The 21,447-nt window shown below is 71.1% G+C and carries 20 protein-coding genes and 1 tRNA gene; 12 read left to right on the top strand and 9 right to left on the bottom strand.

Going from position 1 to position 21,447, the window contains the following annotated elements:
- Positions 1–60: 60 nt before the first annotated feature.
- The 4 genes from nhaA (at position 61) to ACFRFC_RS11920 (ending at position 3,858) form a co-directional block, all read left to right on the top strand.
- A complete protein-coding gene (nhaA, locus tag ACFRFC_RS11935) occupies positions 61–1,524 on the top strand; it encodes a Na+/H+ antiporter NhaA (protein ID WP_382680923.1) in 1,464 nt (487 codons plus the stop codon).
- A 108-nt stretch (positions 1,525–1,632) separates the two neighbouring features.
- Positions 1,633–2,142: a phage holin family protein gene (locus tag ACFRFC_RS11930; RefSeq protein WP_382680922.1), complete on the top strand. Its 510-nt coding sequence runs from the start codon at positions 1,633–1,635 to the stop codon at positions 2,140–2,142.
- On the top strand, positions 2,139–3,089 hold the full coding sequence (locus ACFRFC_RS11925) for an alpha/beta fold hydrolase (protein WP_382680921.1): 951 nt from the start codon (positions 2,139–2,141) through the stop codon (positions 3,087–3,089). Before ACFRFC_RS11930 ends, ACFRFC_RS11925 begins: the two co-directional genes overlap by 4 nt.
- A 589-nt stretch (positions 3,090–3,678) precedes the next feature.
- Complete coding sequence (locus tag ACFRFC_RS11920) at positions 3,679–3,858, top strand: hypothetical protein (protein ID WP_382680920.1); 180 nt, start codon at positions 3,679–3,681, stop codon at positions 3,856–3,858.
- 21 nt (positions 3,859–3,879) lie between these two features.
- Here the strand turns inward: ACFRFC_RS11920 and ACFRFC_RS11915 are convergent, their stop codons facing one another.
- The 3 genes from ACFRFC_RS11915 to nth all read right to left on the bottom strand — a co-directional run bounded on the left by ACFRFC_RS11915 (position 3,880) and on the right by nth (position 7,194).
- Positions 3,880–5,079: a MarP family serine protease gene (locus ACFRFC_RS11915; RefSeq protein ID WP_382680919.1), complete on the bottom strand. Its 1,200-nt coding sequence runs from the start codon at positions 5,077–5,079 to the stop codon at positions 3,880–3,882.
- Between the two features lie 125 nt (positions 5,080–5,204).
- Entirely contained in the window at positions 5,205–5,900 is a 696-nt protein-coding gene (locus ACFRFC_RS11910; protein WP_382680918.1) for an NUDIX hydrolase, read from the bottom strand.
- Between the two features lie 253 nt (positions 5,901–6,153).
- A complete protein-coding gene (nth, locus tag ACFRFC_RS11905; protein ID WP_383112611.1) occupies positions 6,154–7,194 on the bottom strand; it encodes an endonuclease III in 1,041 nt (346 codons plus the stop codon).
- 350 nt (positions 7,195–7,544) lie between these two features.
- Here nth and ACFRFC_RS11900 point away from each other — a divergent pair, with 350 nt between their 5' ends.
- Together ACFRFC_RS11900 and ACFRFC_RS11895 are read left to right on the top strand one after the other, a co-directional pair.
- Positions 7,545–8,219 carry a Crp/Fnr family transcriptional regulator gene (locus ACFRFC_RS11900; protein WP_029382547.1) on the top strand — a complete coding sequence of 225 codons (675 nt, stop codon included), beginning with the start codon at positions 7,545–7,547 and terminating at the stop codon, positions 8,217–8,219.
- A gap of 148 nt (positions 8,220–8,367) precedes the next feature.
- Entirely contained in the window at positions 8,368–9,204 is an 837-nt protein-coding gene (locus tag ACFRFC_RS11895) for a nucleotidyltransferase domain-containing protein (protein ID WP_382680917.1), read from the top strand.
- Positions 9,205–9,245: 41 nt separating this feature from the next.
- On the opposite strand, the gene ACFRFC_RS11890 is transcribed toward ACFRFC_RS11895, so the two are convergent.
- From ACFRFC_RS11890 to ACFRFC_RS11875, 4 genes are all read right to left on the bottom strand, one after another.
- Complete coding sequence (locus ACFRFC_RS11890) at positions 9,246–10,076, bottom strand: MBL fold metallo-hydrolase (RefSeq protein ID WP_382680916.1); 831 nt, start codon at positions 10,074–10,076, stop codon at positions 9,246–9,248.
- A complete protein-coding gene (locus ACFRFC_RS11885) occupies positions 10,073–10,942 on the bottom strand; it encodes an NUDIX hydrolase (RefSeq protein WP_382680915.1) in 870 nt (289 codons plus the stop codon). Before ACFRFC_RS11885 ends, ACFRFC_RS11890 begins: the two co-directional genes overlap by 4 nt.
- A gap of 102 nt (positions 10,943–11,044) precedes the next feature.
- Positions 11,045–11,512, bottom strand: coding sequence for a RidA family protein (locus ACFRFC_RS11880; RefSeq protein ID WP_382681101.1), 468 nt, complete (start codon positions 11,510–11,512; stop codon positions 11,045–11,047).
- Between the two features lie 14 nt (positions 11,513–11,526).
- Complete coding sequence (locus ACFRFC_RS11875; RefSeq protein WP_382680914.1) at positions 11,527–11,685, bottom strand: hypothetical protein; 159 nt, start codon at positions 11,683–11,685, stop codon at positions 11,527–11,529.
- Positions 11,686–12,094: 409 nt separating this feature from the next.
- Here ACFRFC_RS11875 and ACFRFC_RS11870 point away from each other — a divergent pair, with 409 nt between their 5' ends.
- Complete coding sequence (locus ACFRFC_RS11870) at positions 12,095–13,072, top strand: ArsA family ATPase (protein ID WP_382680913.1); 978 nt, start codon at positions 12,095–12,097, stop codon at positions 13,070–13,072.
- Positions 13,069–14,685: an ArsA-related P-loop ATPase gene (locus tag ACFRFC_RS11865; RefSeq protein WP_382680912.1), complete on the top strand. Its 1,617-nt coding sequence runs from the start codon at positions 13,069–13,071 to the stop codon at positions 14,683–14,685. Before ACFRFC_RS11870 ends, ACFRFC_RS11865 begins: the two co-directional genes overlap by 4 nt.
- 326 nt (positions 14,686–15,011) lie before the next feature.
- On the opposite strand, the gene wblA is transcribed toward ACFRFC_RS11865, so the two are convergent.
- Entirely contained in the window at positions 15,012–15,350 is a 339-nt protein-coding gene (wblA, locus tag ACFRFC_RS11860; RefSeq protein WP_194042842.1) for a transcriptional regulator WblA, read from the bottom strand.
- Positions 15,351–15,759: 409 nt separating this feature from the next.
- On the opposite strand from wblA, the gene ACFRFC_RS11855 reads away from it, so the two are divergent.
- On the top strand, positions 15,760–18,093 hold the full coding sequence (locus ACFRFC_RS11855) for a transglycosylase domain-containing protein (RefSeq protein ID WP_382680911.1): 2,334 nt from the start codon (positions 15,760–15,762) through the stop codon (positions 18,091–18,093).
- A gap of 254 nt (positions 18,094–18,347) precedes the next feature.
- Here the strand turns inward: ACFRFC_RS11855 and ACFRFC_RS11850 are convergent, their stop codons facing one another.
- The gene (locus ACFRFC_RS11850) at positions 18,348–18,812 is read right to left on the bottom strand and encodes a GatB/YqeY domain-containing protein (RefSeq protein ID WP_382680910.1); all 465 of its coding nucleotides are present in this window, start codon (positions 18,810–18,812) and stop codon (positions 18,348–18,350) included.
- 218 nt (positions 18,813–19,030) lie between these two features.
- Between ACFRFC_RS11850 and ACFRFC_RS11845 the strand changes: the two genes are divergently transcribed.
- The 3 genes from ACFRFC_RS11845 (at position 19,031) to ACFRFC_RS11835 (ending at position 21,230) form a co-directional block, all read left to right on the top strand.
- The gene (locus ACFRFC_RS11845) at positions 19,031–19,957 is read left to right on the top strand and encodes a metallophosphoesterase (RefSeq protein WP_382680909.1); all 927 of its coding nucleotides are present in this window, start codon (positions 19,031–19,033) and stop codon (positions 19,955–19,957) included.
- A gap of 362 nt (positions 19,958–20,319) precedes the next feature.
- Complete coding sequence (locus ACFRFC_RS11840; RefSeq protein ID WP_382680908.1) at positions 20,320–21,123, top strand: Pr6Pr family membrane protein; 804 nt, start codon at positions 20,320–20,322, stop codon at positions 21,121–21,123.
- A gap of 33 nt (positions 21,124–21,156) precedes the next feature.
- Positions 21,157–21,230, top strand: a tRNA-Pro gene (locus ACFRFC_RS11835).
- The last annotated feature ends 217 nt before the right edge of the window (positions 21,231–21,447 follow it).

Raw genomic sequence — 21,447 nt, 5'->3', positions numbered from 1 at the left:
GTGTGCCGGGAAGTCTGGTCGGCAAGTGTCCCGTGCTGCTCACCGACCGGAGGTCTCACCGTGTCCGCGCCCTCGCGCCGCAAGGAAAACGCCCAGCAGAACGCCGGCCCCCGCAAGGTGCTGGGACGGCTGTCGCTGCCCGAGCGGAACTTCGTCGCCGAGGCCCTGCGCACCGAGACCGTCGGCGGGGTGCTGCTGCTGATCGCCGCCGTGGTCGCGCTGATCTGGGCGAATGTGCCCGCGTTCGGCGACAGCTACGCGAGCGTCTCGGACTTCCACCTCGGCCCGGCCGCCCTCGGCCTCGATCTCTCCCTCGCGCACTGGGCCGCCGACGGGCTGCTCGCGATCTTCTTCTTCGTGGCCGGTATCGAACTCAAGCGCGAACTCGTCGCCGGTGATCTCCGCGACCCCAAGGCCGCCGCGCTGCCCGTGGTCGCCGCCCTGTGCGGCATGGCCGTACCGGCGCTGGTCTACACGCTCACCAATGTGGCCGGCGGCGGCGCGCTCTCGGGCTGGGCCGTGCCCACCGCCACCGACATCGCGTTCGCGCTCGCCGTGCTCGCGGTCATCGGTACGTCGCTGCCCAGCGCCCTGCGCGCGTTCCTGCTGACCCTCGCCGTGGTGGACGACCTGTTCGCCATCCTGATCATCGCGGTCTTCTTCACCGACCAACTGAACTTCGCCGCCCTCGGCGGTGCCGTGGCCGGCTTGGTCGTCTTCTGGGTGCTGCTGCGCAAGGGCGTACGCGGCTGGTACGTCTACGTGCCGCTCGCACTGGTGATCTGGGCGCTGATGTACAACAGCGGCATCCACGCCACCATCGCGGGTGTCGCCATGGGCCTGATGCTGCGCTGCACCACCCACGACGACGAGCAGCACTCCCCCGGCGAGCACATCGAACATCTCGTACGACCGCTGTCGGCGGGCTTCGCGGTGCCGATGTTCGCCCTGTTCAGCGCGGGCGTGGTGGTGTCCGGCGGCGCGCTGCGCGATGTCTTCACCCAGCCCGAGACGCTCGGCGTGGTCCTCGGTCTGGTGGTCGGCAAGACGGTCGGCATCTTCGGCGGCACCTGGCTGACCGCCCGCTTCACCCGCGCCTCGCTCAGCGACGACCTGGCCTGGGCGGATGTCTTCGCGGTCGCCTCCCTCGCCGGTATCGGCTTCACCGTCTCGCTGCTGATCGGCGAACTCGCGTTCGACGGCGATGCCGCCCTGACCGGCGGGATCAAGGCCGCGGTGCTCATCGGCTCGCTCATCGCCGCCGTCCTCGCGACCGTGCTGCTGAAGATACGGAACGCCAAGTACCGGCGGATGGTCGAGGCCGAGGACCGCGACGACGACCTCGACGGCATCCCCGACATCTATGAGGAGCACGACCCGGCGTACCACTTGCGGATGGCGCGGATCTACGAGCGCAAGGCCGCCGAACACCGCCGGATCGCCGAGGAACGGGCCGCCGAGGCGCGCCACGCGCTCGCCGAAGTGCCGGGCGGGGCGGGCGAGGAGAACGACGGTCCGGCATGATCTGACGAGACGGTACAAAAGAGCGGGACCGTATGCGCCGAAATCTACGCGGAGCCGTAGCCACCAGGACGCGCGGAACGGGACCGTACGCACACGAGGGAGACCGCGATGAGCGCACCCGACGGCAGCCCGGTCGGCGCGGAACGCAGCGTCGGACAGCTGTTCGCCTCGGCGACCAGCGACATGTCGGCGCTGGTGCACGACGAGATCGCGCTGGCCAAGGCGCAGCTCAAGCAGGATGTCAAGCGGGGCGCGATGAGCGGGGGCGCGTTCAGCGTGGCCGCCGTGGTGCTGCTGTTCTCCCTGCCGATGCTGAACTTCGCCCTGGCGTACGGCATCCGCACCTGGACCGGCTGGAACCTGGCGATCTGCTTCGTGCTGTCCTTCGCGGCGAATGTCCTGGTCGCGCTGATCCTGGCCCTGATCGGCCTGTTCTTCGCGAACAAGGCCAAGAAGGGCAGGGGCCCGCAGAAGGTCGCCGCGTCGGTGAAGGAGAGCGCGGGCGTGCTCCAGAACGCCAAGCCGCACCCGCGGCCCGAGCTGGTGGAGGACCGGCCCGTCCTGCCCGGGGAGCGGGTCCCCGAGGCCATCGAGGCCGGGGCGCGTACGTCATCATGACGGACCCCGCCACTCCATCGGCGCATCCCGCCTCGGTCGTACGGCTCCCCCTGCCCGGCGGGCAGGCGGTGACGCACCGTGATGTGGCTGCCAATGGCGCCCGTTTCCACATCGCGGAACTCGGCGAGGGGCCGCTGGTCATGCTGGTGCACGGCTTCCCCCAGTTCTGGTGGACCTGGCGGCATCAGCTGGTCACGCTCGCCGACGCCGGTTTCCGGGCCGTCGCCATGGATCTGCGCGGTGTCGGTGGCAGCGACCGCACCCCGCGCGGCTACGACCCGGCCAACCTCGCCCTCGACATCACCGGTGTGATCCGCTCCCTCGGTGAGCCGGACGCCGCGCTGGTCGGCCATGACCTGGGCGGCTATCTGGCGTGGACGGCCGCGGTGATGCGCCCGAAGCTGGTACGGCGGCTGGTGGTCTCCTCGATGCCGCACCCCCGGCGCTGGCGTTCGGCGATGCTCTCCGACGCCCGGCAGACCGCCGCCAGCTCCTTCATCTGGGGGTTCCAGCGGCCCTGGATCCCCGAGCGGCAACTGGTCGCGGACGACGCCGCGCTGGTGGGGCGGCTGATCCGGGACTGGTCCGGGCCGCGGCTGCCGGACGACGAGGCGGTGGAGTCGTACCGGCGGGCGATGTGCATCCCGTCCACCGCGCACTGCTCGATCGAGCCGTACCGCTGGATGGTGCGCTCGCTGGCCCGGCCCGACGGCATCCAGTTCAACCGGCGGATGAAGCGGCCGGTGCGGGTGCCGACGCTGCATCTGCACGGCTCGCTGGACCCCGTGACGCGTACGCGCAGCGCCGCCGGGTCCGGACAGTACGTGGAAGCGCCGTACCGGTGGCGGCTGTTCGACGGTCTGGGGCACTTCCCGCACGAGGAGGACCCGGCGGCGTTCTCGGGTGAGCTGGTGAACTGGCTGCGGGATCCGGAGCCGGATCGGTGACGGCGGCTCCGCCGGTTGGGGGGATTTCGAGCCAGCCGGGGGCTTGTCGGACCGGCCGGGGCTTCGCGGACCGGGGGCTTGTGGACTGGCTGGGGCCTCACGGACCAGGGGCCTGTGGACTGGCCGGGGCTTCGCAGACCGAGGCTCGCGGACTCGCCCGGGGTCCCCTGGAGTGAGCCCTCGGCAGCCGAAGGCTCTGGCGGCTGCGGGCTTCGCGGACTCCGGGCTTCGCCCGGCCGAAGGCTCCGGCAGCCGAGGCTGTGACGTCGACCTCGGCGGCTGACCTGTGACGCCCGCTTGGGCTTCGCCGGCCGAAGGCTCCTGTGGCTGGGCGCGTCGCCCGCCGGGAGGGGCGATGCCGGGCGGCCTGTCCGGCGGGACCGGTCGGCGTGACCGGTCGATGTGAGTGACCGGTGGTCAATCCTGGCCGTCTGGCCGAATGACCGCGACCCCGCTCGGTGAGCGAGCCCTCGCGCCCGGTATCCGGACTTGAACACCTGTACTACGAACGGCCACTTGCCCGACGCATAGGCCAATTGAGGGGCCTTGGCGGGGTTATCGACCTTGGGGCAGGGGCACACGTCCCGGTATGGGCTGGACGCACGATTACAGTGACGCCGCACGTGACCGCCGTTCATCGGGCGGTCCGACTTCCCACCAGCGGAGTGCTCCGCAACTCCAGGGCACGGACCCGCGGGTGGGCATTCCACGCATCCTGCGCCGCCGGGCCCGCTGGGTCTCCGTACGGCTGCGTCACCCACGCGGCTGACGCACCGCCGCACCCTTCACCTCACAGCGCGCAGCTGTCGCTGTCCACCTGCTGGTTCGCGGTGCGTCCCTTGGCGATGTCCTCGCTGATCTCGTCCACGGTGAGCGCGTACCCCGTCTCGGCGTCGTCCAGCGACTTGGCGAAGACCACGCCGTAGACCTCGCCCTCGGGGGTGAGCAGCGGACCGCCGGAGTTGCCCTGGCGGACGGTCGCGTACAGCGAGTACACGTCACGGTGGACGGTGCCACGGTGGTAGATGTCCGGGCCGTTGGCCGGGATCCGGCCGCGCACCCGGGCCGCGCGCACGTCGTACGCCCCGTTCTCCGGGAACCCGGCGACGATCGCGCCGTCGCCGCTCTCGGCGTCGGTGGACGTGAACTTCAGGGCGGGCGCGTCGAGGTCGGGGACGTCGAGGACGGCGATGTCGCGCTGCCAGTCGTAGAGCACGACCGTCGCGTCGTAGCGCCGGCCCTCGCCGCCTATCTGGACGGTGGGCTCGTCGACGCCGCCGACGACATGCGCGTTGGTCATCACGCGGCGGTCGGCGAAGACGAAGCCGGTGCCCTCCAGGACCTTGCCGCAGCTCTGCGCGGTGCCCATCACCTTGACGATGGACTGCTTCGCGCGCGTGGCGACCTCGCTGCTGGCCAGCGCCGGGTCGGGCGGCTGGACGTCGGTGATCGGCTCGTTGGAGAACGGACTGAAGACCTGCGGGAAGCCGTTCTGCGCGAGGACGGAGGAGAAATCGGCGAACCAGGTGTCGGCCTGCTGGGGCAGCGCGCGCGAGACCCCGAGCAGCACCTTGGAGCTGCGCACCTCCTTGCCCAGCGTGGGCAGGGTGGTACCGGCCAGCGCGGAGCCGATCAGCCAGGCCACCAGCAGCATCGCCACGACATTGACCAGGGCGCCGCCAGTGGCGTCCAGCGCGCGGGCCGGGGACCAGGTGATGTACCGGCGCAGCTTGTTGCCGAGATGGGTGGTCAGGGCCTGTCCGATCGAGGCACAGACGATCACCACGATGACCGCGACCACGGCGGCGGTCGTACTCACCTGCGTGTTGTCGGTGAGCGCGTCCCAGATCACCGGGAGGGCGTAGACAGCGACGAGACCGCCACCGAGGAAGCCGATCACCGACAGGATGCCGACGACGAAGCCCTGTCGATAGCCGACGATCGCGAACCAGACGGCAGCGACCAGCAACAGGATGTCCAGCACATTCACCGTTTTCGGCCTCGCCTCGTCATTCTCCGGTCACGGGGACCCGCCACAGGGCCGGACCCCGCCCGGCGCGCGAGGGCGCGCGGACATGGCCTTTCCCGGCGGAACACAGCACGGCGACCACCCTGTCATGACCGCCAGTCGAGCGGGACCTGCTTGTCCTGGTCCCAGGGCCGCTCCCAGCCCGAGTAGTGGAGCAGGCGGTCGATGATGCCCGCCGTAAAGCCCCACACGAGGGCGGAGTTGACCAGAAATGCCGGGCCCTTGTGGCCTCTGGGGTGGATGGCCATGGCGCGGTTCGCGGGGTCCGTGAGATCCGCCACGGGCACGGTGAAGACCCGCGCGGTCTCGTTCGGATCCACCACGCCGACCGGTGTCGGCTCGCGCCACCAGCCGAGCACCGGGCTGACGACGAACCCGCTGACCGGGATGTACAGCCTGGGCAGCACGCCGAAGAGCTGGACCCCGGCCGGATCGAGCCCGGTCTCCTCCTCGGCCTCCCGCAGCGCCGCCCGCAGCGGCCCGTCACCCTGCGGATCGCCGTCCTCCGGATCCAGGGATCCGCCGGGGAAGGCCGGCTGCCCCGCGTGCTCGCGCAGGGAGGTGGCCCGCTCCATCAGCAGCAGCTCGGGCCCCCGCCGCCCGTCCCCGAAGAGGATGAGCACGGCGGACTGCCGCCCGCCCCCGTCCTCCGGCGGCAGAAACCGGCTGAGCTGCGGCGGCTCGACCGTCTCCGCGGCATGCACCACCGGATCCAGCCACCCTGGCAGCCCGTCCTTGCTGACCATCACCGGCCCGCCCTGCGTGTCGCTGGCGCGCATCATCACCACCCCCGTCGTTCTGTGAGATCCAACGCCCCGGGCTTCCGAGATCGTTCCGGACGGGGTGGGGGCGTAGGGGGTGGAGTGAGGCGCGAGGTGTCACCGGGACGGCGCGCGCGGTGGGCCATGTGCGCCGGCGTGAGGAGCGGGAGGGAGTGCGCGGGCGCGCGGAGGCGATGGGCGCGCTCCGGGGTGGGCGCGGCCCGGTCCGGGTACCGCCCCCGCGCCCGGTGTCCGTCCGGCGGGCGGTGACCGGTCATCCCGCCCCCAGCGGCGGGGCGGGCCTGCCGCCCGCGTCCAGGTAGGACTGCGGCGGATTGAGGCGCTGGCCGGGGAAGCCGCCCTTCTCGTACTTGAGGAGCTTCTGGGCCTTCTCCGGGTCCGTCTCGCCCTCGCCGTACGCCGGGCAGAGCGGGGCGATGGGGCAGGCGCCGCAGGCGGGCTTGCGGGCGTGGCAGATGCGGCGGCCGTGGAAGATCACGTGATGCGAGAGCATCGTCCACTCGCTCTTGGGGAACAGCGCCCCGACCGCCGCCTCGATCTTGTCGGGGTCGGTCTCCTCGGTCCACCGCCAGCGCCGTACCAGCCGCTGGAAGTGTGTGTCGACGGTGATGCCGGGGCGGCCGAAGGCGTTGCCGAGCACCACGAACGCCGTTTTGCGGCCCACGCCGGGCAGGGTGACCAGGTCTTCCAGCCGGCCGGGCACCTCGCCGCCGAACTTCTCGGTCAGGCCCTTCGACAGCCCTATCACCGACTTGGTCTTGGCCCGGAAGAAGCCGGTCGGGCGGAGGATCTCCTCGACCTCCTCCGGGTTGGCGGCGGAGAGGTCCTCGGGCGTGGGGTACTTGGCGAAGAGCGCCGGAGTCGTCTGGTTGACGCGCAGGTCGGTGGTCTGGGCGGAGAGCACCGTGGCGACGAGGAGCTGGAAGGGGTTCTCGAAGTCCAGCTCGGGGTGGGCGTACGGATAGACCTCGGCCAGCTCCCGGTCGATCCGGCGGGCGCGGCGGACCAGCGCGGTGCGCGATTCGGACTTTGTGGTGGCTGGTTTCTTGGCCGGGGGTGGGGTGGTGGTTTCTTTGGCGGCGGCGACCGCGGTGGTCTTGGCGGCGGCTTTCTTCCCGACGGCTGGTTTCCGGGCGGCTGTCTTCCCAGGGGCTGTCTTTCCGCGCGCCGTCTTTCCGGCGGCCTTCTCGGCGACCGCCGCTTTCGCCGCCGTGGTCTTCGCCGGGGGCGGCGTCTTCGCTGAGGCCGTGGCCTTCGCCGGTGCCGTCACCTTCCTCACCACCGGTTTCTTCACGGGTGGTGACTCTTTCCCGCCAGCCTCTTTCGCCCCTTTGTCCGTTTTCACTCCACCCTCGGACTCCTGTTCGCCCACAGCGGAATCACGCCCTGCTGCCACTCGTCCAGCCCCCTCGGCCTGCGCTCTCACCGGCGATTTGGACACCCGGCCAGCCTACGACCCGGCACCGACATCCGCCCCGGACCTCAAAGATCGGCCCCCAATTGGACCCCTGCCGCTTACCAGGGCACACCAGTACGGCATCCTTGTGACAGATCACACTGTTTGGACCGTCCGGCAAAATGGGGACCACGGACCCCTGATACACGGGGAAAGATCCCCTGAGCAGGTCGACAAGGAGACAACTCGTGGACGACGTTCTGCGGCGCAATCCGCTCTTCGCGGCTCTTGACGACGAGCAGGCCGCTGAGCTGCGTGCCTCCATGAGCGAGGTGACCCTCGCGCGGGGCGACTCGCTGTTCCACGAGGGCGACCCCGGCGACCGGCTGTACGTGGTCACCGAGGGCAAGGTCAAGCTGCACCGCACCTCCCCCGACGGCCGGGAGAACATGCTCGCCGTCGTCGGCCCCGGCGAGCTGATCGGCGAGCTGTCGCTGTTCGACCCGGGCCCGCGCACGGCAACCGCCACCGCGCTGACCGAGGTCAAGCTGCTCGGTCTGGGCCACGGCGACCTCCAGCCCTGGCTCAACGCGCGTCCCGAGGTCGCCGCCGCACTGCTGCGGGCCGTCGCCCGCCGACTGCGCAAGACCAACGACGCCATGTCCGACCTGGTCTTCTCGGACGTCCCGGGCCGGGTCGCGCGCGCCCTGCTGGACCTCTCCCGCCGCTTCGGCGTGCAGTCCGAGGAAGGCATCCATGTCGTCCACGACCTCACACAGGAGGAGCTGGCCCAGCTGGTCGGCGCGTCCCGCGAGACGGTCAACAAGGCCCTCGCCGACTTCGCCCAGCGCGGGTGGCTCCGCCTGGAGGCGCGTGCGGTGATCCTGCTGGACGTCGAGCGCCTCGCGAAGCGCTCACGCTGACGCCCCGGACGCCCTGAAGGCACCCAGCTCCCCGAGGACCTCTCTCGGGGAGCGCGCACCGGAGACCTCCGGTGGGGCTCCTGAGGGGATCCCTGAGGGCTCCCGAAAATGACGGGCCCCATGCGGGCGTCTCCGCCACAGTGGCCACATGCCCGGACACTCACCCCCGCCCCCGCCCGGCCCCAGAGGACTCGACCCGCAGGGCTACATCGCCCCTGAGGGCTCCCTCGCGCGCGTAGCGCCCCCTTTCCGTCCCGTTGTCGCCGCCGCGCGCGAGCGGCTCCCGCTCGTCCTCGGCGAGCGGCTCAGCAGCGCGTACGTGTACGGATCGCTTCCGCGCGGCACCGCGCGGGTCGGCCACAGCGATCTCGACCTGCTGATCGCCCTGCGCGCGGAGCCCACCGACGCCGACCGCGCGGACGCACGTGCGCTGGACGAGGCGCTCGACAGGGAGTTCCCGCAGATCGACGGCGCCGCGACCCTCGTGGTCGGCCGGGAGCAGGTGCTGAGCGAGCTGGAGCGGCACGACCTGGGATGGTTCATCGCGTGTCTGTGCACGCACCTGCTCGGCGAGGATCTCGCCGCCCGGCTGCCGCGCTACCGGCCCGACTCGCTGCTCGCCCGTGAGACCAACGGCGATCTCGCCCTGCTGCTGCCCCGCTGGCGAGAGCGGATCGCCGCCGCGGACGGCTCGGAGAGGGCTTTGCGGCCCCTCGTGCGGTACATGTCCCGGCATCTGGTGCGCACCGGCTTCACGCTCGTCATGCCCCGCTGGCACGGCTGGACCAGCGATCTGCGCGAGATGGCCGACGCCTTCGGCGCCTACTACCCCTCCCGCGCGCGGCAGATGCGGACGGCGGCCCTGCTGGGCCACGCCCCGCGCGGGGACGCGGCCGTACTGCGCGCCTATGCCGACGACCTCGGACCGTGGCTCGCCGACGAGTACGCGCGCGTGCACGGCGTCAAGGCGCCCAGGCCCGCCTAGGCACGCGCCGGGCCACGCCGCATGGGCCTTGCCGCCTGCCGTCAGATGAGCCCGTGCTCCGTCAGATACTCCAGCTGCGCCCGTACGGACAGCTCCGCCGCGGGCCACAAGGAGCGGTCCACGTCGGCGTACACATGGGCGACGATCTCGGGGACGCCGCGATAGCCGTCCTCCACGGCCGTCTCGACCTGGGCGAGGCGGTGGGCTCGGTGGGCGAGGTAGTACTCCACGGCGCCCTGCGCGTCCTCCAGGACCGGTCCGTGGCCCGGCAGGACGGTGTGGACGCCGTCGTCCACGGTGAGGGACCGCAGCCGCCGCAGCGAGTCCAGATAGTCGCCCAGGCGGCCGTCGGGGTGCGCCACGACCGTCGTACCGCGCCCCAGGATGGTGTCTCCCGTGAGGACCGCCCGGTCGGCGGGGAGATGGAAGCTCAGGGAGTCCGCGGTGTGGCCGGGGGTCGGTACGACCCGCAGCTCCAGGCCGCCGACGGCGACCACGTCCCCGGCGCCCAGGCCCTCGTCGCCCAGGCGCAGGGCCGGGTCCAGCGCGCGTACCGGGCTCGACGTCAGCTCGGCGAAGCGCGCGGCGCCCTCGGCGTGGTCGGGGTGGCCGTGGGTGAGGAGGGTGAGCGCGACACGCCGGCCCGTCTGCTCGGCGGTGGCGATGACGTGGCGCAGGTGGGCGTCGTCCAGGGGGCCCGGGTCGATCACGACCGCCAGGTCCGAGTCCGGCTCGGCGAGGATCCAGGTGTTGGTGCCGTCCAGGGTCATCGCGGACGCGTTGGGCGCGAGGACATTGACGGCCCGCGCGGTGGCCGGTCCGGAGAGGACCCCTCCGCGCGGCTGGCCGGGAAGGGCGCCGGCGTCCGTCATGCGGGGGCTCCACCGGTCGGGATGTGCAGGGTGAACTCGGTGTGTCCGGGCCAGGACAGCACGATCTCGCCGCCCACCAGACGGCCCTTGGCCAGCACAGGCGTCAGGTCCCGGCCGGGCGCGGCGGCCAGCACGTCGGCGGCCGAGCCGTACACGGCCAGCCGGCGCAGTGCCGCGATGGTGGGCGGCATCATCAGCAGTTCGCCCTTGTCGTACCCGGCGGCGGCCTCCGCGGGCCGGATCCACACCGTGCGGTCGGCCTCGGTGGAGGCGTTGCGGGTGCGCTGCCCGGCGGGCAGGGCGGCGACGAAGAACCAGGTGTCGTACCGGCGGGTCTCGAACTCGGGCGTGATCCAGCGCGCCCACGCGGACAGCAGGTCGGAGCGGAGCACCAGGCCGCGGCGGTCCAGGAACTGGGCGAAGGACTCCTCACGCGCGACGAGCGCCGCGCGGTCCGCCTCCCAGGCGTCGCCCGTGGTGTCGCCCACGACCGACTGGGGGTCCTGCCCGGCGAGGAGCACGCCCGCCTCCTCGTACGTCTCCCGTACGGCCGCGCAGACGATCGCCTGGGCCTGCCGCTCGTCGACACCGAGGCGTTGGGCCCACCACGCGCGCGTGGGGCCCGCCCAGCGGATGTGGTGGTCGTCGTCGCGCGGGTCGACGCCGCCGCCCGGATACGCGTACGCGCCTCCGGCGAAGGCCATGGAGGCGCGTCTGCGCAGCATGTGGACGACGGGGCCGGCGGCGGTGTCCTTCAGGAGCATCACCGTGGCCGCCGCCCTGGGGACGACCGGGGTGAGAGCGCCCTCGGTGAGGGCGCGGATCCGGGCCGGCCAGTCCGCTGGGTACCACTGCCCTTGAGCCATGGGCGGAGGCTATCCGGTGGGGCGCGGATGTTCGAGAGGCGGCGATCACCCGCGCGGGGTCCTCCCGGAGGGGAGGGGGTCCCCGCAGCGGGGCGGAACGGTTCAGTCCGCGGTCAGCTCGACCTGCACCTCGACCTCGACCGGCGCGTCCAGCGGCAGCACCGCCACGCCCACGGCACTGCGCGCGTGCACGCCCTTGTCGCCGAGCACCGCGCCGAGCAGTTCGCTGGCGCCGTTGAGCACAGCGGGCTGGCCGGTGAAGTCGGACGCCGAGGCGACGTACCCGACGACCTTCACCACGCGCGCGATGCGGTCCAGATCACCGGCGACGGACTTCACGGCCGCGAGCGCGTTCAGCGCGCAGATGCGGGCCAGCTCCTTGGCCTCCTCCGGGGTGACCTCCGCGCCCACCTTGCCGGTGACCGGCAGCTTGCCGTCCACCATGGGCAGCTGGCCCGCCGTGTGGACGTACGGTCCCGTCCGCACGGCCGGCTGGTACGCGGCCAGCGGCGGCACCACCTGCGGCAGCGTCAGGCCCAGCTCGGCGAGTCGCGCCTCGACCGCGCTCACACCTGCGTCCGCGCTCACGCCTGCCTCTCCCGCTTCAGGTAGGCCACCAGCTGCTCGGGGTTGGGGCCGGGCACCACCTGCACCAGCTCCCAGCCGTCCTCGCCCCAGGTGTCGAGGATCTGCTTGGTGGCATGGACGAGCAGCGGCACGGTTGCGTATTCCCACTTGGTCATGGGGCGACTGTAGCCGCTGGGGACGGGGGCGTTTCGGGGGCCGGGGAGGGGAGGCTTCAGCGGCCGGGGGCGGGTCGGCCGCTCCAAGGGGCGGGTCGCTTCAGGGGGCAGGTCGCTTCAGGGGGCCGAGGGCGGGTGGCGTCAGAGGCCGGGGGCGGATCGCTCCGGAGGGCAGGTCGCTTCAGCGGCCGGAGCGGCGGCCCCTCCGACCGGGACCCGGCCGTGGACCTGGGTGTGGACCTGGATGTGGACCCGGGTGCGCGCCCGGCTGTGCGCCCGGCAGCGGAGCCCACCCCTCCCGCCCCGCGGCGTTCCGAAGCGTGGGCCATGGCTTATCCACAGGCCCCGGTTGTCCACAGCCTCCGAGCCTCCCGGTTGCACCGGGCGCGGACTGGTTACGCTCGAATACGTGAGCAGGCTCCAGGTCGTCAGCGGCAAGGGCGGGACCGGAAAGACGACGGTCGCCGCCGCACTCGCGCTCGCCCTCGCGACGGAGGGGAAGCGGACCCTTCTGGTCGAGGTCGAGGGCCGGCAGGGCATCGCCCAGCTCTTCGAGACGGAGGCGTTGCCCTACGAGGAACGGAAGATCGCCGTCGCCCGAGGCGGCGGCGCGGTGTACGCGCTGGCCATCGACCCCGAACTGGCCCTTCTGGACTACCTCCAGATGTTCTACAAGATGGGCAGCGCGGGCCGGGCCCTGCGCAAGCTCGGCGCGATCGACTTCGCCACCACCATCGCCCCGGGCGTCCGGGACGTCCTGCTGACCGGCAAGGCGTGCGAGGCGGTCCGCCGCAAGGACAAGAACGGCCGGTTCGTCTACGACTACGTCGTCATGGACGCCCCGCCCACGGGCCGCATCACGCGCTTTCTGAACGTGAACGACGAGGTGGCCGGGCTGGCGAAGATCGGCCCGATACACAATCAGGCGCAGGCCGTGATGCGGGTGCTGAAGTCGCCGGAGACGGCCGTTCATCTGGTGACGCTGCTGGAGGAGATGCCGGTCCAGGAGACCGCGGACGGCATCGCCGAACTGCGCACCGCGCGGCTGCCGGTGGGCCGGATCATCGTCAACATGGTCCGCCCGGAGCTGCTGGACGAGGCCGGACTGGACCTCGTACGGAACACCGGGCGGGCGGACTTCGCGCGGTCGCTGTCGGCGGCGGGGCTCGGCGGGGCCCGGCGCGGGCAGAACGCCGAGCGGCTCGTGGACCCGCTGCTGGCCCAGGCCGAGGAGTACGCCGAGCGGTACGCGCTGGAGCACGAGCAGCGGGCCCAGCTGGCCGAGCTGGGCCTGCCGTTGCACGAACTGCCGTTGCTCGCCGAGGGCCTGGACCTGGCGGGCCTGTACGAACTCGCCTCGGAGCTGCGGAAGCAGGGGATCTCATGACACCGGACCCGGCCGCCCACACACAGGACGGCGCCCGTCGGCTGGCGCCCGCGCGCGTGCTCGACGTCGACCCCCTGCTGGACGACCCGGGGACCCGGATCGTGGTGTGCTGCGGCTCGGGCGGGGTCGGCAAGACGACCACGGCGGCGGCCCTCGGCCTGCGCGCCGCCGAGCGCGGCCGGAAGGTGGTAGTGCTCACCATCGACCCGGCACGCCGCCTCGCCCAGTCGATGGGCATCGACTCGCTCGACAACACCCCGCGCCGGGTCAAGGGCGTGGACGGCGGGGGCGAGCTGCACGCGATGATGCTCGACATGAAGCGCACCTTCGACGAGATCGTCGAGGCGCACGCGGATCCCGCGCGGGCGGCGGCGATCCTGTCGAACCCCTTCTACCAGTCGCTGTCCGCGGGCTTCGCCGGCACGCAGGAGTACATGGCGATGGAGAAGCTGGGCCAGCTGCGCGCGCGGGACGAGTGGGACCTGATCGTGGTCGACACACCGCCGTCACGCTCGGCGCTGGACTTCCTGGACGCGCCGAAGCGGCTGGGTTCCTTCCTCGACGGCAAGCTGATCCGGGTGCTGCTGGCCCCGGCCAAGGTCGGCGGACGCGCGGGGATGAAGTTTCTGAACGTCGGGATGTCGATGATGACCGGCGCGTTGGGCAAGGTGCTCGGGGGGCAGCTGCTCAGGGACGTGCAGACGTTCGTGGCGGCCATGGACTCGATGTTCGGCGGTTTCCGCACCCGCGCGGACGCCACGTACAAGCTGCTCCAGGCGCCCGGCACGGCGTTCCTGGTGGTGGCGGCGCCGGAGCGGGACGCGTTGCGGGAGGCGGCGTATTTCGTGGAGCGGCTGGCCGCGGAGGACATGCCGTTCGCGGGGCTGGTGCTCAACCGGGTGCATGGCAGCGGCGCCGACCGGCTGTCGGCCGAGCGGGCGCTCGCCGCCGCGGAAAATCTTGAGGAGTCCCGCATTGTGGATCAGGGGGGCGGGAAAGCTGGACTTCGTAACTCTCCTGACATCTACGGCAGTTCAGCACCCGCCGGTTCCCGGACCGCCGACTCCCAGACCACCGGTCTCGAAACCACCGGCCCCGAAACCACCGGTTCCGAGATCACTGATTCCGAGCCCATGGATTCCGAGCCCACGGATTCCCAGACCTCCGGCGCGGAGAGCATCGGCCCGGACGCCACCGGCACCCCACTCCCCGGCTCCGAGACCGCCACGCCCGACGCAGGCTCCCCCGCCACGCCGGACCAGCACCCCGCGGTGACCTCGGACGCCGATCCGGATTCAAGCCCTGAGACGACTCCGGACACGGTGGGGAACGCCGAGCGCGCGGTCGAGCTGCTCACCGCGAGCCTGCTGCGCCTGCACGCCGAGCGGATGCATCTGCTGGCCCGTGAGCAGCGCACGCGTGACCGTTTCACCGCGCGTCACCCCGAGGTCGCGGTGGCCGAGGTAGCCGCGCTGCCCGGCGACGTACACGATCTCGCGGGACTGCGGGACATCGGCGACCGGATGGCGGCGAACGCCGGGCGCGGGGAGGGGTCTGAGGGCGCGTCTGAGCAGCCTGAAGGCGCGTCTGAAGGAGTGACAGGGGGCGAGTGATCGAGTGAATCGAGTGGTAGGAGCGCGGAGGGGGGCAGCGCGAGTGATGGTGAGTGGCGAAAGTCACCCCCAGCTGCACAGCAGCCAGTAGCGAGCCGACCGGCCGCAGGAGCAGGCACTGGGCAGCGGGCAGCGGGAACGGACGAGCTGGCCGACCGGCCGAGCCGACAACCGCCGCACGGCCGAGACCCGGAGCAGGTGAACCGGAACCTGGACAGATGAACCGGAGCCCGGTCAGACGAACCGAGACCCGGACAGACGAGCCGAGGAACCGAGGAACCGAGACCCGGACAGGTGAACCGGGGCGCCCCGCAGGGCGCGTGCCCTCAGCCCACCGCCGCGTAGTTCTCGTACACCTCGTCGTCATCGAGCGGCAGCAGTCCGGCCCCCCGCTCGTACTCCGTCCGCGCCGTCTCCAGGAGCCGGCGCCAAGAGGTGACGGTGGGCCGCCTGCGCAGCAGCGCGCGGCGCTCCCGCTCGGTCATCCCTCCCCACACGCCGAACTCGACGCGGTTGTCCAGCGCATCGGCCAGGCACTCCGTGCGCACCGGGCAGCCGGTGCACACCGCCTTGGCTCTGTTCTGCGCTGCTCCTTGAACAAACAGTTCATCCGGATCGGTAGTGCGGCAGGCCGCCTGCGCACTCCAGTCGGTTACCCAGCCCATACCGGCGCCGTCCTCTCCCGAATCGAGGCTCCCCCACGGCGGCAGCGGCATATTCACCGCCGCCAGTTGAGGACGTTACGGAAGGTGGGCACAGCGCAACACCCCCTTCGGGCCCAATCTTGAATGGCCCGAACGGACTATGCGTAAGCGGCAGATCACCCGGGGGAGTGAGCGGGCGACATGCGTGACCATCCCGGCAAACCGGGGCACTTCTACTGAGCCACAACGGACGCCATATGACACACAAGGCGGTTTCGGACACGCCCCTCGCAAAAAAATTCGGGGAACGTCCGGAACGTTTCGGGGTCGCCGGACGTATTGATACGTAGCCCTACTGCTGTGACAGTTGAGAGCAGCTTAGGCCAAGGCATATACGCGTGTCCGGCGAATGAGAACGTAGGCTGCCCCCATGCCAAAGAACCGCTCGGGCGGTGGTCTGTCCCCGATGCAGCAGGCCGCCAAGTTCCTCGGTGTCAGTGTGCTCGCGGGTGCCGTCATGGCCGGGATCGCGCTGCCCGCCGTCGGTGCCATCGGACTCGCGGCGAAGGGATCGGTGGAGAGCTTCGACGAGCTGCCCGCCAATCTGAAGACCCCGCCGCTGAGCCAGCGCACCACGATCCTCGACGCCGAAGGCGGCCTGATCGCCTCGGTCTATTCACGCGACCGCACCGTGGTCGACCTGACGGACGTCTCCCCGTACATGCAGAAGGCGATCGTCGCCATCGAGGACGCGCGCTTCTACGAGCACGGCGCGGTGGACCTCAAGGGTGTACTGCGCGCCCTGAACGCGAACGCGCAGAGCGGCGGGGTCGCCGAGGGCGCGTCCACGCTCACCCAGCAGTATGTGAAGAACGTCTTCGTGGAGGAGGCCGGCGACGACCCGACGAAGGTCGCCGAGGCCACCCAGCAGACCCTCGGCCGCAAGATCAAGGAGCTGAAGTACGCGATCCAGGTCGAGGAGGAGCTGGGCAAGAAGAAGATCCTTGAGAACTACCTGAACATCACCTTCTTCGGCCAGCAGGCGTACGGCGTCGAGGCCGCGGCCCAGCGCTACTTCTCCAAGTCCGCGAAGGATCTGAACCTCCAGGAGTCGGCGCTGCTGGCCGGCATCGTCCAGTCGCCGAGCCGGTACGACCCGATCAACGACGAGGCGGAAGCCACCAAGCGCCGTAACACCGTGCTCCAGCGGATGGCCGAGGTCGGCGACATCTCGGAGGCGGAGTCCGCCAAGGCGCAGGCGACGCCGCTCGGGCTGAAGGTCAGCCAGCCGAAGAACGGCTGCATCACCGCCGCCGACGGCGCCGGTTTCTTCTGTGACTACGTCCGCGAGGTGTTCCTGAGCGACCCGGCCTTCGGCGAGACCGAGGAGGAGCGGGCGCAGGTCTGGAACCAGGGCGGCCTGACGATCCGTACGACGCTCGACCCCACAGCCCAGGAGTCGGTCCAGGAGTCGGTCAAGGACCACGTGTACCAGAGCGACGAGGTGGCCACCGCGGCCACCATCGTCGAGCCGGGCACGGGCAAGATCCTGGCGATGGGCCAGTCACGGCCGTACGGCTTCGGGGAGAACGAGACACAGATCAATCTGTCGGTGGACCAGGCGATGGGCGGCGGCGTCGGCTATCAGGCCGGGTCCACGTTCAAGCCGGTCGTCGCCGCGGCTGCCCTGGAGGGCGGGATGCCGGCGACCAAGACGTACTCATCACCGTACGAGATGGACTATCCGACCCCGGTCGCGCTGTGCGACGGCAAGAGCTGGAGCGAAGAGGGCGTCGAACTCACCAACGAGAACGAGTCCGAGGTCGGCCCGTACGACATGAAGGAAGCGACCGCCAAGTCGGTCAACACCTACTACGTGCAGATGATCAGCGAGATCGGCGTCTGCCCGGTGATCGAGATGGCCGACAAGATGGGCCTTGACGGGGCGGACGGGAAACCGCTGGAGCAGCTTCCGTCGATCGCCCTCGGTGTCGAGGAGATGTCCCCGCTGACCATGGCCGCCGGGTACGCCACCTTCGCCTCGCGCGGGATGTACTGCACGCCGGTCGCCATCGAGTCCATCAGCCAGACCATCGGTGACGAGACCAAGTCGCTGGCGGTCCCGAAGTCGACCTGCTCGCGCGCGATGTCCGAGACCACCGCCGACACCATCAACACCCTGCTGCGCGGTGTGGTCGAGGACGGTACGGGTACGGAGGCGGGCCTCGGCAGCCGTCCCAGCGCCGGTAAGACCGGTACGACGGACGATCGGTACGCTGCCTGGTTCGTGGGCTACACCCCGAACATGGCCGGCGCCGTCTGGGTCGGCGACCCGGCGCACGACCGCCAGATGTCCGACATCACCATCGGCGGCGTCTGGCACGACAAGGTGTTCGGTGGCCAGGTCCCCGGCCCCATCTGGCGCGACATGATGACCGGCGCCCTCGCCGACAAGCCGGCCCCCGACTTCACCCTCGTCAACATCCCGGACAGCGCGGAGCGGGACAGCGGCGGTGGCAACGGTGCCGGTAACGGTGGCGGTGGCGATGGCACCACGGACGGGAACAACGGTGACGGCGGTGGCGATCAGGGCGACCTCGGCGGACTGATCGGCGGGCTGTCCACCAATGGCGGTACGGATGCTGGGGGCGGGGGTGGCGGTACGTTGCCTTCGCCGTCGTTCTCGATCCCTGAGGGGTGGATTCAGGGGACGGAGAATGGGGGGCGGAGTGGGGATCCGGGGAATGGCGGGGAGTGGCCCTAGGGGCGCTGGGGCCCCTGGCTAGGGGGCGGCTTCCTCTCCACCTCCCTCCCAGGCTCGCCTCCGGCTTCGGCTTTCCTTCGGTCTCGGCTTCGGCTGGATTGCCGTGAAGCTGGACTGCTGGGGGGGGCGGCTTGACCGCCGTAGGAATGTGCGGGTTTTGACTGACGGGGCGCTCCTCTGGCGAGGGGCGCCCCGTTTTGTCGGTGCGGGATGGTGCCGTGGGTGGGATGGGTGGGGCTGAGGGTGGGTGGGGCTCAGCTCGTGAGGTGCTTCTTGACCGTGGCGGCGACCCGGCCGCCCTCGGCCAGGCCGGCGACCTTGGGGTTGACGATCTTCATGACCGCGCCCATGGCGCGCGGGCCCTCGGCGCCGCCGGCCTTGGCCTCCTCGACGGCCTGGACGACGATCCGCTCCAGCTCGGCGTCGGAGAGCTGCTTGGGGAGGTAGTCGGCGAGCACCTCGCCCTCCGCCTTCTCCCGCTCGGACTGCTCGGCACGACCGCCCTGGGCGAAGGCTTCCGCGGCCTCGCGGCGCTTCTTCGCCTCGCGGGTGATCACCTTGAGGACCTCGTCGTCGGACAGCTCGCGCTTCGTCCTGCCCGCGACCTCCTCCTTGGTGATCGCGGCGAGCGTCAGCCGGAGGGTGGAGGAGCGCAGCTCGTCGCGCTCCTTGATCGCAACGTTGAGGTCTTCGTGGAGCTTCGACTTGAGGGTGGTCATGGGTTGATTGTCGCAGGTGCGGTGGGTGGGGGGATGGGGATTTCGGGGGTGGTCCGCAGGGGGGCACCCCTACGGGGTTTGGTCAAGCTGAGGGGGCGGGCATGGGGAGCCTCTGTGCCCTCCGGGGGGCGTGGGCCGGGCGGGCGACGGTACGGGGCCGTTGCGGGGGCCGGTACGGGGGCCGCCGGTACGGGGGCCGGTTCTGACACGATGGTCGTATGCGCGCTCGATATGGAGTACCCCTGGGAATCACGGCGGCTGGGGCCGCCGGACTGATCTACGCGGCGGGTTTCGAGGCCCGCTCCTTCCGTCTGCGACGGGTGACGGTCCCCGTCCTGCCCTCAGGGATGCGTCCGCTGCGGGTGCTCCATGTGTCCGACATCCACATGGTGAGCGGTCAGCGCAAGAAGCAGCGGTGGCTGCGGGCGCTGGCCGGGCTGCGGCCGGACTTCGTGATCAACACCGGGGACAATCTGTCCGACCCGGAGGGCGTCCCGGAGGTCCTGGACGCGCTGGGTCCGCTGATGGAGTTCCCGGGGGCGTACGTCTTCGGCTCGAACGACTATTACGGGCCCAAGCTGCGCAACCCGGCCCGCTATCTCTTCGAGAGGGCGCAGGGACGGTACGGACTGAACGGCAACGCGCCTGCCGTGGGCGCCATTCACAATCCTTGGCAGCAGCTCCGGGACGGTTTCGACGACGCGGGCTGGCTGAATCTGACCAACACGCGGGGTGTGCTGAAGGCCGCGGGGGTGTCGGTCGAGCTGACGGGCGTGGACGATCCGCACATCAGGCGGGACCGGTACGAGCAGGTGGCGGGCGGGCCCTCCGGAGCCGGGGACTTCTCCATCGGCGTGGTGCATGCCCCGTACCTCCGCAGCCTGGACGCCTTCACGGCGGACGGCTACCCGCTGATCCTGGCCGGGCACACGCACGGGGGGCAGCTGTGTCTGCCTTTCTACGGTGCGTTCGTCACCAACTGCGATCTGGATACGGGGCGGGTGAAGGGGCTGTCCACGCATGTGGCCGAGGGGCGGACGGCGTACATGCATGTGTCGGCGGGGTGCGGGACGAATCGGTATACGCCGGTGCGGGTGGCTTGTCCGCCGGAGGTTACGTTGTTGACGTTGGTGGGGCGGGGGTAGGGCGGTCTTTGCGGGTCGGGGGGACTCTGCTGCGCAGGTGGGGGGCTGCTGGGCGGGCGGGGGGCTGCTGGGCGGGCGGGGGGCTGCTGGGCGGGCGCCTGGGAATGTGGCGGTTGTCGGGGGGACGGTGTGGGTGTCGGAGGCTGTGCGGGTCGGGAGACCTGGCAGGTCGGAACGGGGCGCGGGTCGGGGACCGAGCTGGTCGGGAGACCTGGCTGGTCGGGGGACCGGCCAGGTAGGGAGACCGGGGCTAGTCGGGAGAGGTACAGGTCGGGGGACCTGGCAGGCTCGCCGGGAGGCGCGGGTACCCCACACAGCCCACCCATATCGCCCCATATACCCCATTTGCCTAGCCTGGAGGTATGACCGCCCCGATACCTAGGGACATGCCTGACCTCCCCGCGGTCCCGGGCATTGCCTCGTTCCTCCCGTCGTCTCCGGTGCCGGCCGCGGCCGTGGTCGCTCCGGTACGCCACCCCATGGCCGCCGCGTTCCGCGTACTGATCGCCCTCGCCTCGGTCACCGGCATCACCGTCTGCCTGCTCCTGGGCAGCCCGCTGCGGGTCCTGAGCTACTTCACGATCCAGGCGAACATCCTGCTGGCGCTGACCATGCTGGTCTCGGCCCGCCGCGCGTGGACGGCCCGCCGCCCGCTGCCGGGCGGAGTGTCGGGGGCGGCGCTCCTCTACATCCTGGCGACATCGCTCGTCTACCACTTGCTGCTGGTGAACGAATCGAGCCCGTTCTCGATGGCGGGCACCTCGGGAGCGGCGGGCCAGCCGCAGCCGACGGGCTGGGCGACGGCGGCGAACATCCTCCTGCACACGGTCGCGCCCGCGGCGGCGGTCCTGGACTGGCTCCTGCTCACCGCCCCCGGCCGCCTGCACCTCCGCCAGGCCGGGCCGTGGCTCCTCTACCCCCTCGCCTACCTGGCCTTCTCCCTGGGCCGCGGCGAACTGCTGCTGCCGGGCACGCCCGGCCGCTACCTCTACCCCTTCCTCGACGTCGACCAGCACGGCTATCGCGGCGTCCTCGCCAACGCCCTCCTCCTGGGGCTCGCCTTCTGCGCCGCCGCCGTCGTCATGATCGCCCTCGACCACATCCGCCCGAACCCCGTCCGCCACCGCGCCAAAACCGGATTTCGTCTCCGGCCACCGGTGGGCTAAAGTAATCGTCGTCGCCACGGCGCGTGGGGACATCGGGGTGTAGCGCAGCTTGGCAGCGCGCTTCGTTCGGGACGAAGAGGTCGTGGGTTCAAATCCCGCCACCCCGACAGCTGAAATACCAGGTCAGGGGCCTGACCCGCGAGAGCGGGTCGGGCCCCTGAGTGGTTTCTAGGGTTCCCTTGGGAGCCGCTGGGGGAGTCGGCCTGGGGATCCCCGGCTCCCCGAGCGGGTCAGGAGCCGTCGGCAGCCCGGGGCCTGCGTTCGGCTTCGAGGGCCTCCTTGCTGGGCCCGCTCCACCGCCTCGTAGAGCGCGCGACCGATTTC

Origin of the sequence: Streptomyces sp. NPDC056734 (genome assembly GCF_042790455.1) — a bacterium.
Classification (GTDB): Bacteria; Actinomycetota; Actinomycetes; order Streptomycetales; family Streptomycetaceae; genus Streptomyces.
This window is presented reverse-complemented; position numbering and strand designations above follow the sequence as displayed.

Bases quoted from the DNA above. Each gene is read 5' to 3' on its own strand.
- ACFRFC_RS11855 (WP_382680911.1), top strand. From the start codon at position 15,760: ATGCCAAAGAACCGCTCGGGCGGTGGTCTGTCCCCGATGCAGCAGGCC.
- ACFRFC_RS11890 (WP_382680916.1), bottom strand. From the start codon at position 10,076: ATGACGGACGCCGGCGCCCTTCCCGGCCAGCCGCGCGGAGGGGTCCTC.
- ACFRFC_RS11850 (WP_382680910.1), bottom strand. From the start codon at position 18,812: ATGACCACCCTCAAGTCGAAGCTCCACGAAGACCTCAACGTTGCGATC.
- ACFRFC_RS11930 (WP_382680922.1), top strand. From the start codon at position 1,633: ATGAGCGCACCCGACGGCAGCCCGGTCGGCGCGGAACGCAGCGTCGGA.
- wblA (WP_194042842.1), bottom strand. From the start codon at position 15,350: ATGGGCTGGGTAACCGACTGGAGTGCGCAGGCGGCCTGCCGCACTACC.
- ACFRFC_RS11895 (WP_382680917.1), top strand. From the start codon at position 8,368: ATGCCCGGACACTCACCCCCGCCCCCGCCCGGCCCCAGAGGACTCGAC.
- ACFRFC_RS11865 (WP_382680912.1), top strand. From the start codon at position 13,069: ATGACACCGGACCCGGCCGCCCACACACAGGACGGCGCCCGTCGGCTG.
- ACFRFC_RS11920 (WP_382680920.1), top strand. From the start codon at position 3,679: ATGGGCTGGACGCACGATTACAGTGACGCCGCACGTGACCGCCGTTCA.
- ACFRFC_RS11885 (WP_382680915.1), bottom strand. From the start codon at position 10,942: ATGGCTCAAGGGCAGTGGTACCCAGCGGACTGGCCGGCCCGGATCCGC.
- ACFRFC_RS11845 (WP_382680909.1), top strand. From the start codon at position 19,031: ATGCGCGCTCGATATGGAGTACCCCTGGGAATCACGGCGGCTGGGGCC.
- ACFRFC_RS11875 (WP_382680914.1), bottom strand. From the start codon at position 11,685: ATGACCAAGTGGGAATACGCAACCGTGCCGCTGCTCGTCCATGCCACC.
- ACFRFC_RS11925 (WP_382680921.1), top strand. From the start codon at position 2,139: ATGACGGACCCCGCCACTCCATCGGCGCATCCCGCCTCGGTCGTACGG.
- ACFRFC_RS11840 (WP_382680908.1), top strand. From the start codon at position 20,320: ATGACCGCCCCGATACCTAGGGACATGCCTGACCTCCCCGCGGTCCCG.
- ACFRFC_RS11910 (WP_382680918.1), bottom strand. From the start codon at position 5,900: ATGATGCGCGCCAGCGACACGCAGGGCGGGCCGGTGATGGTCAGCAAG.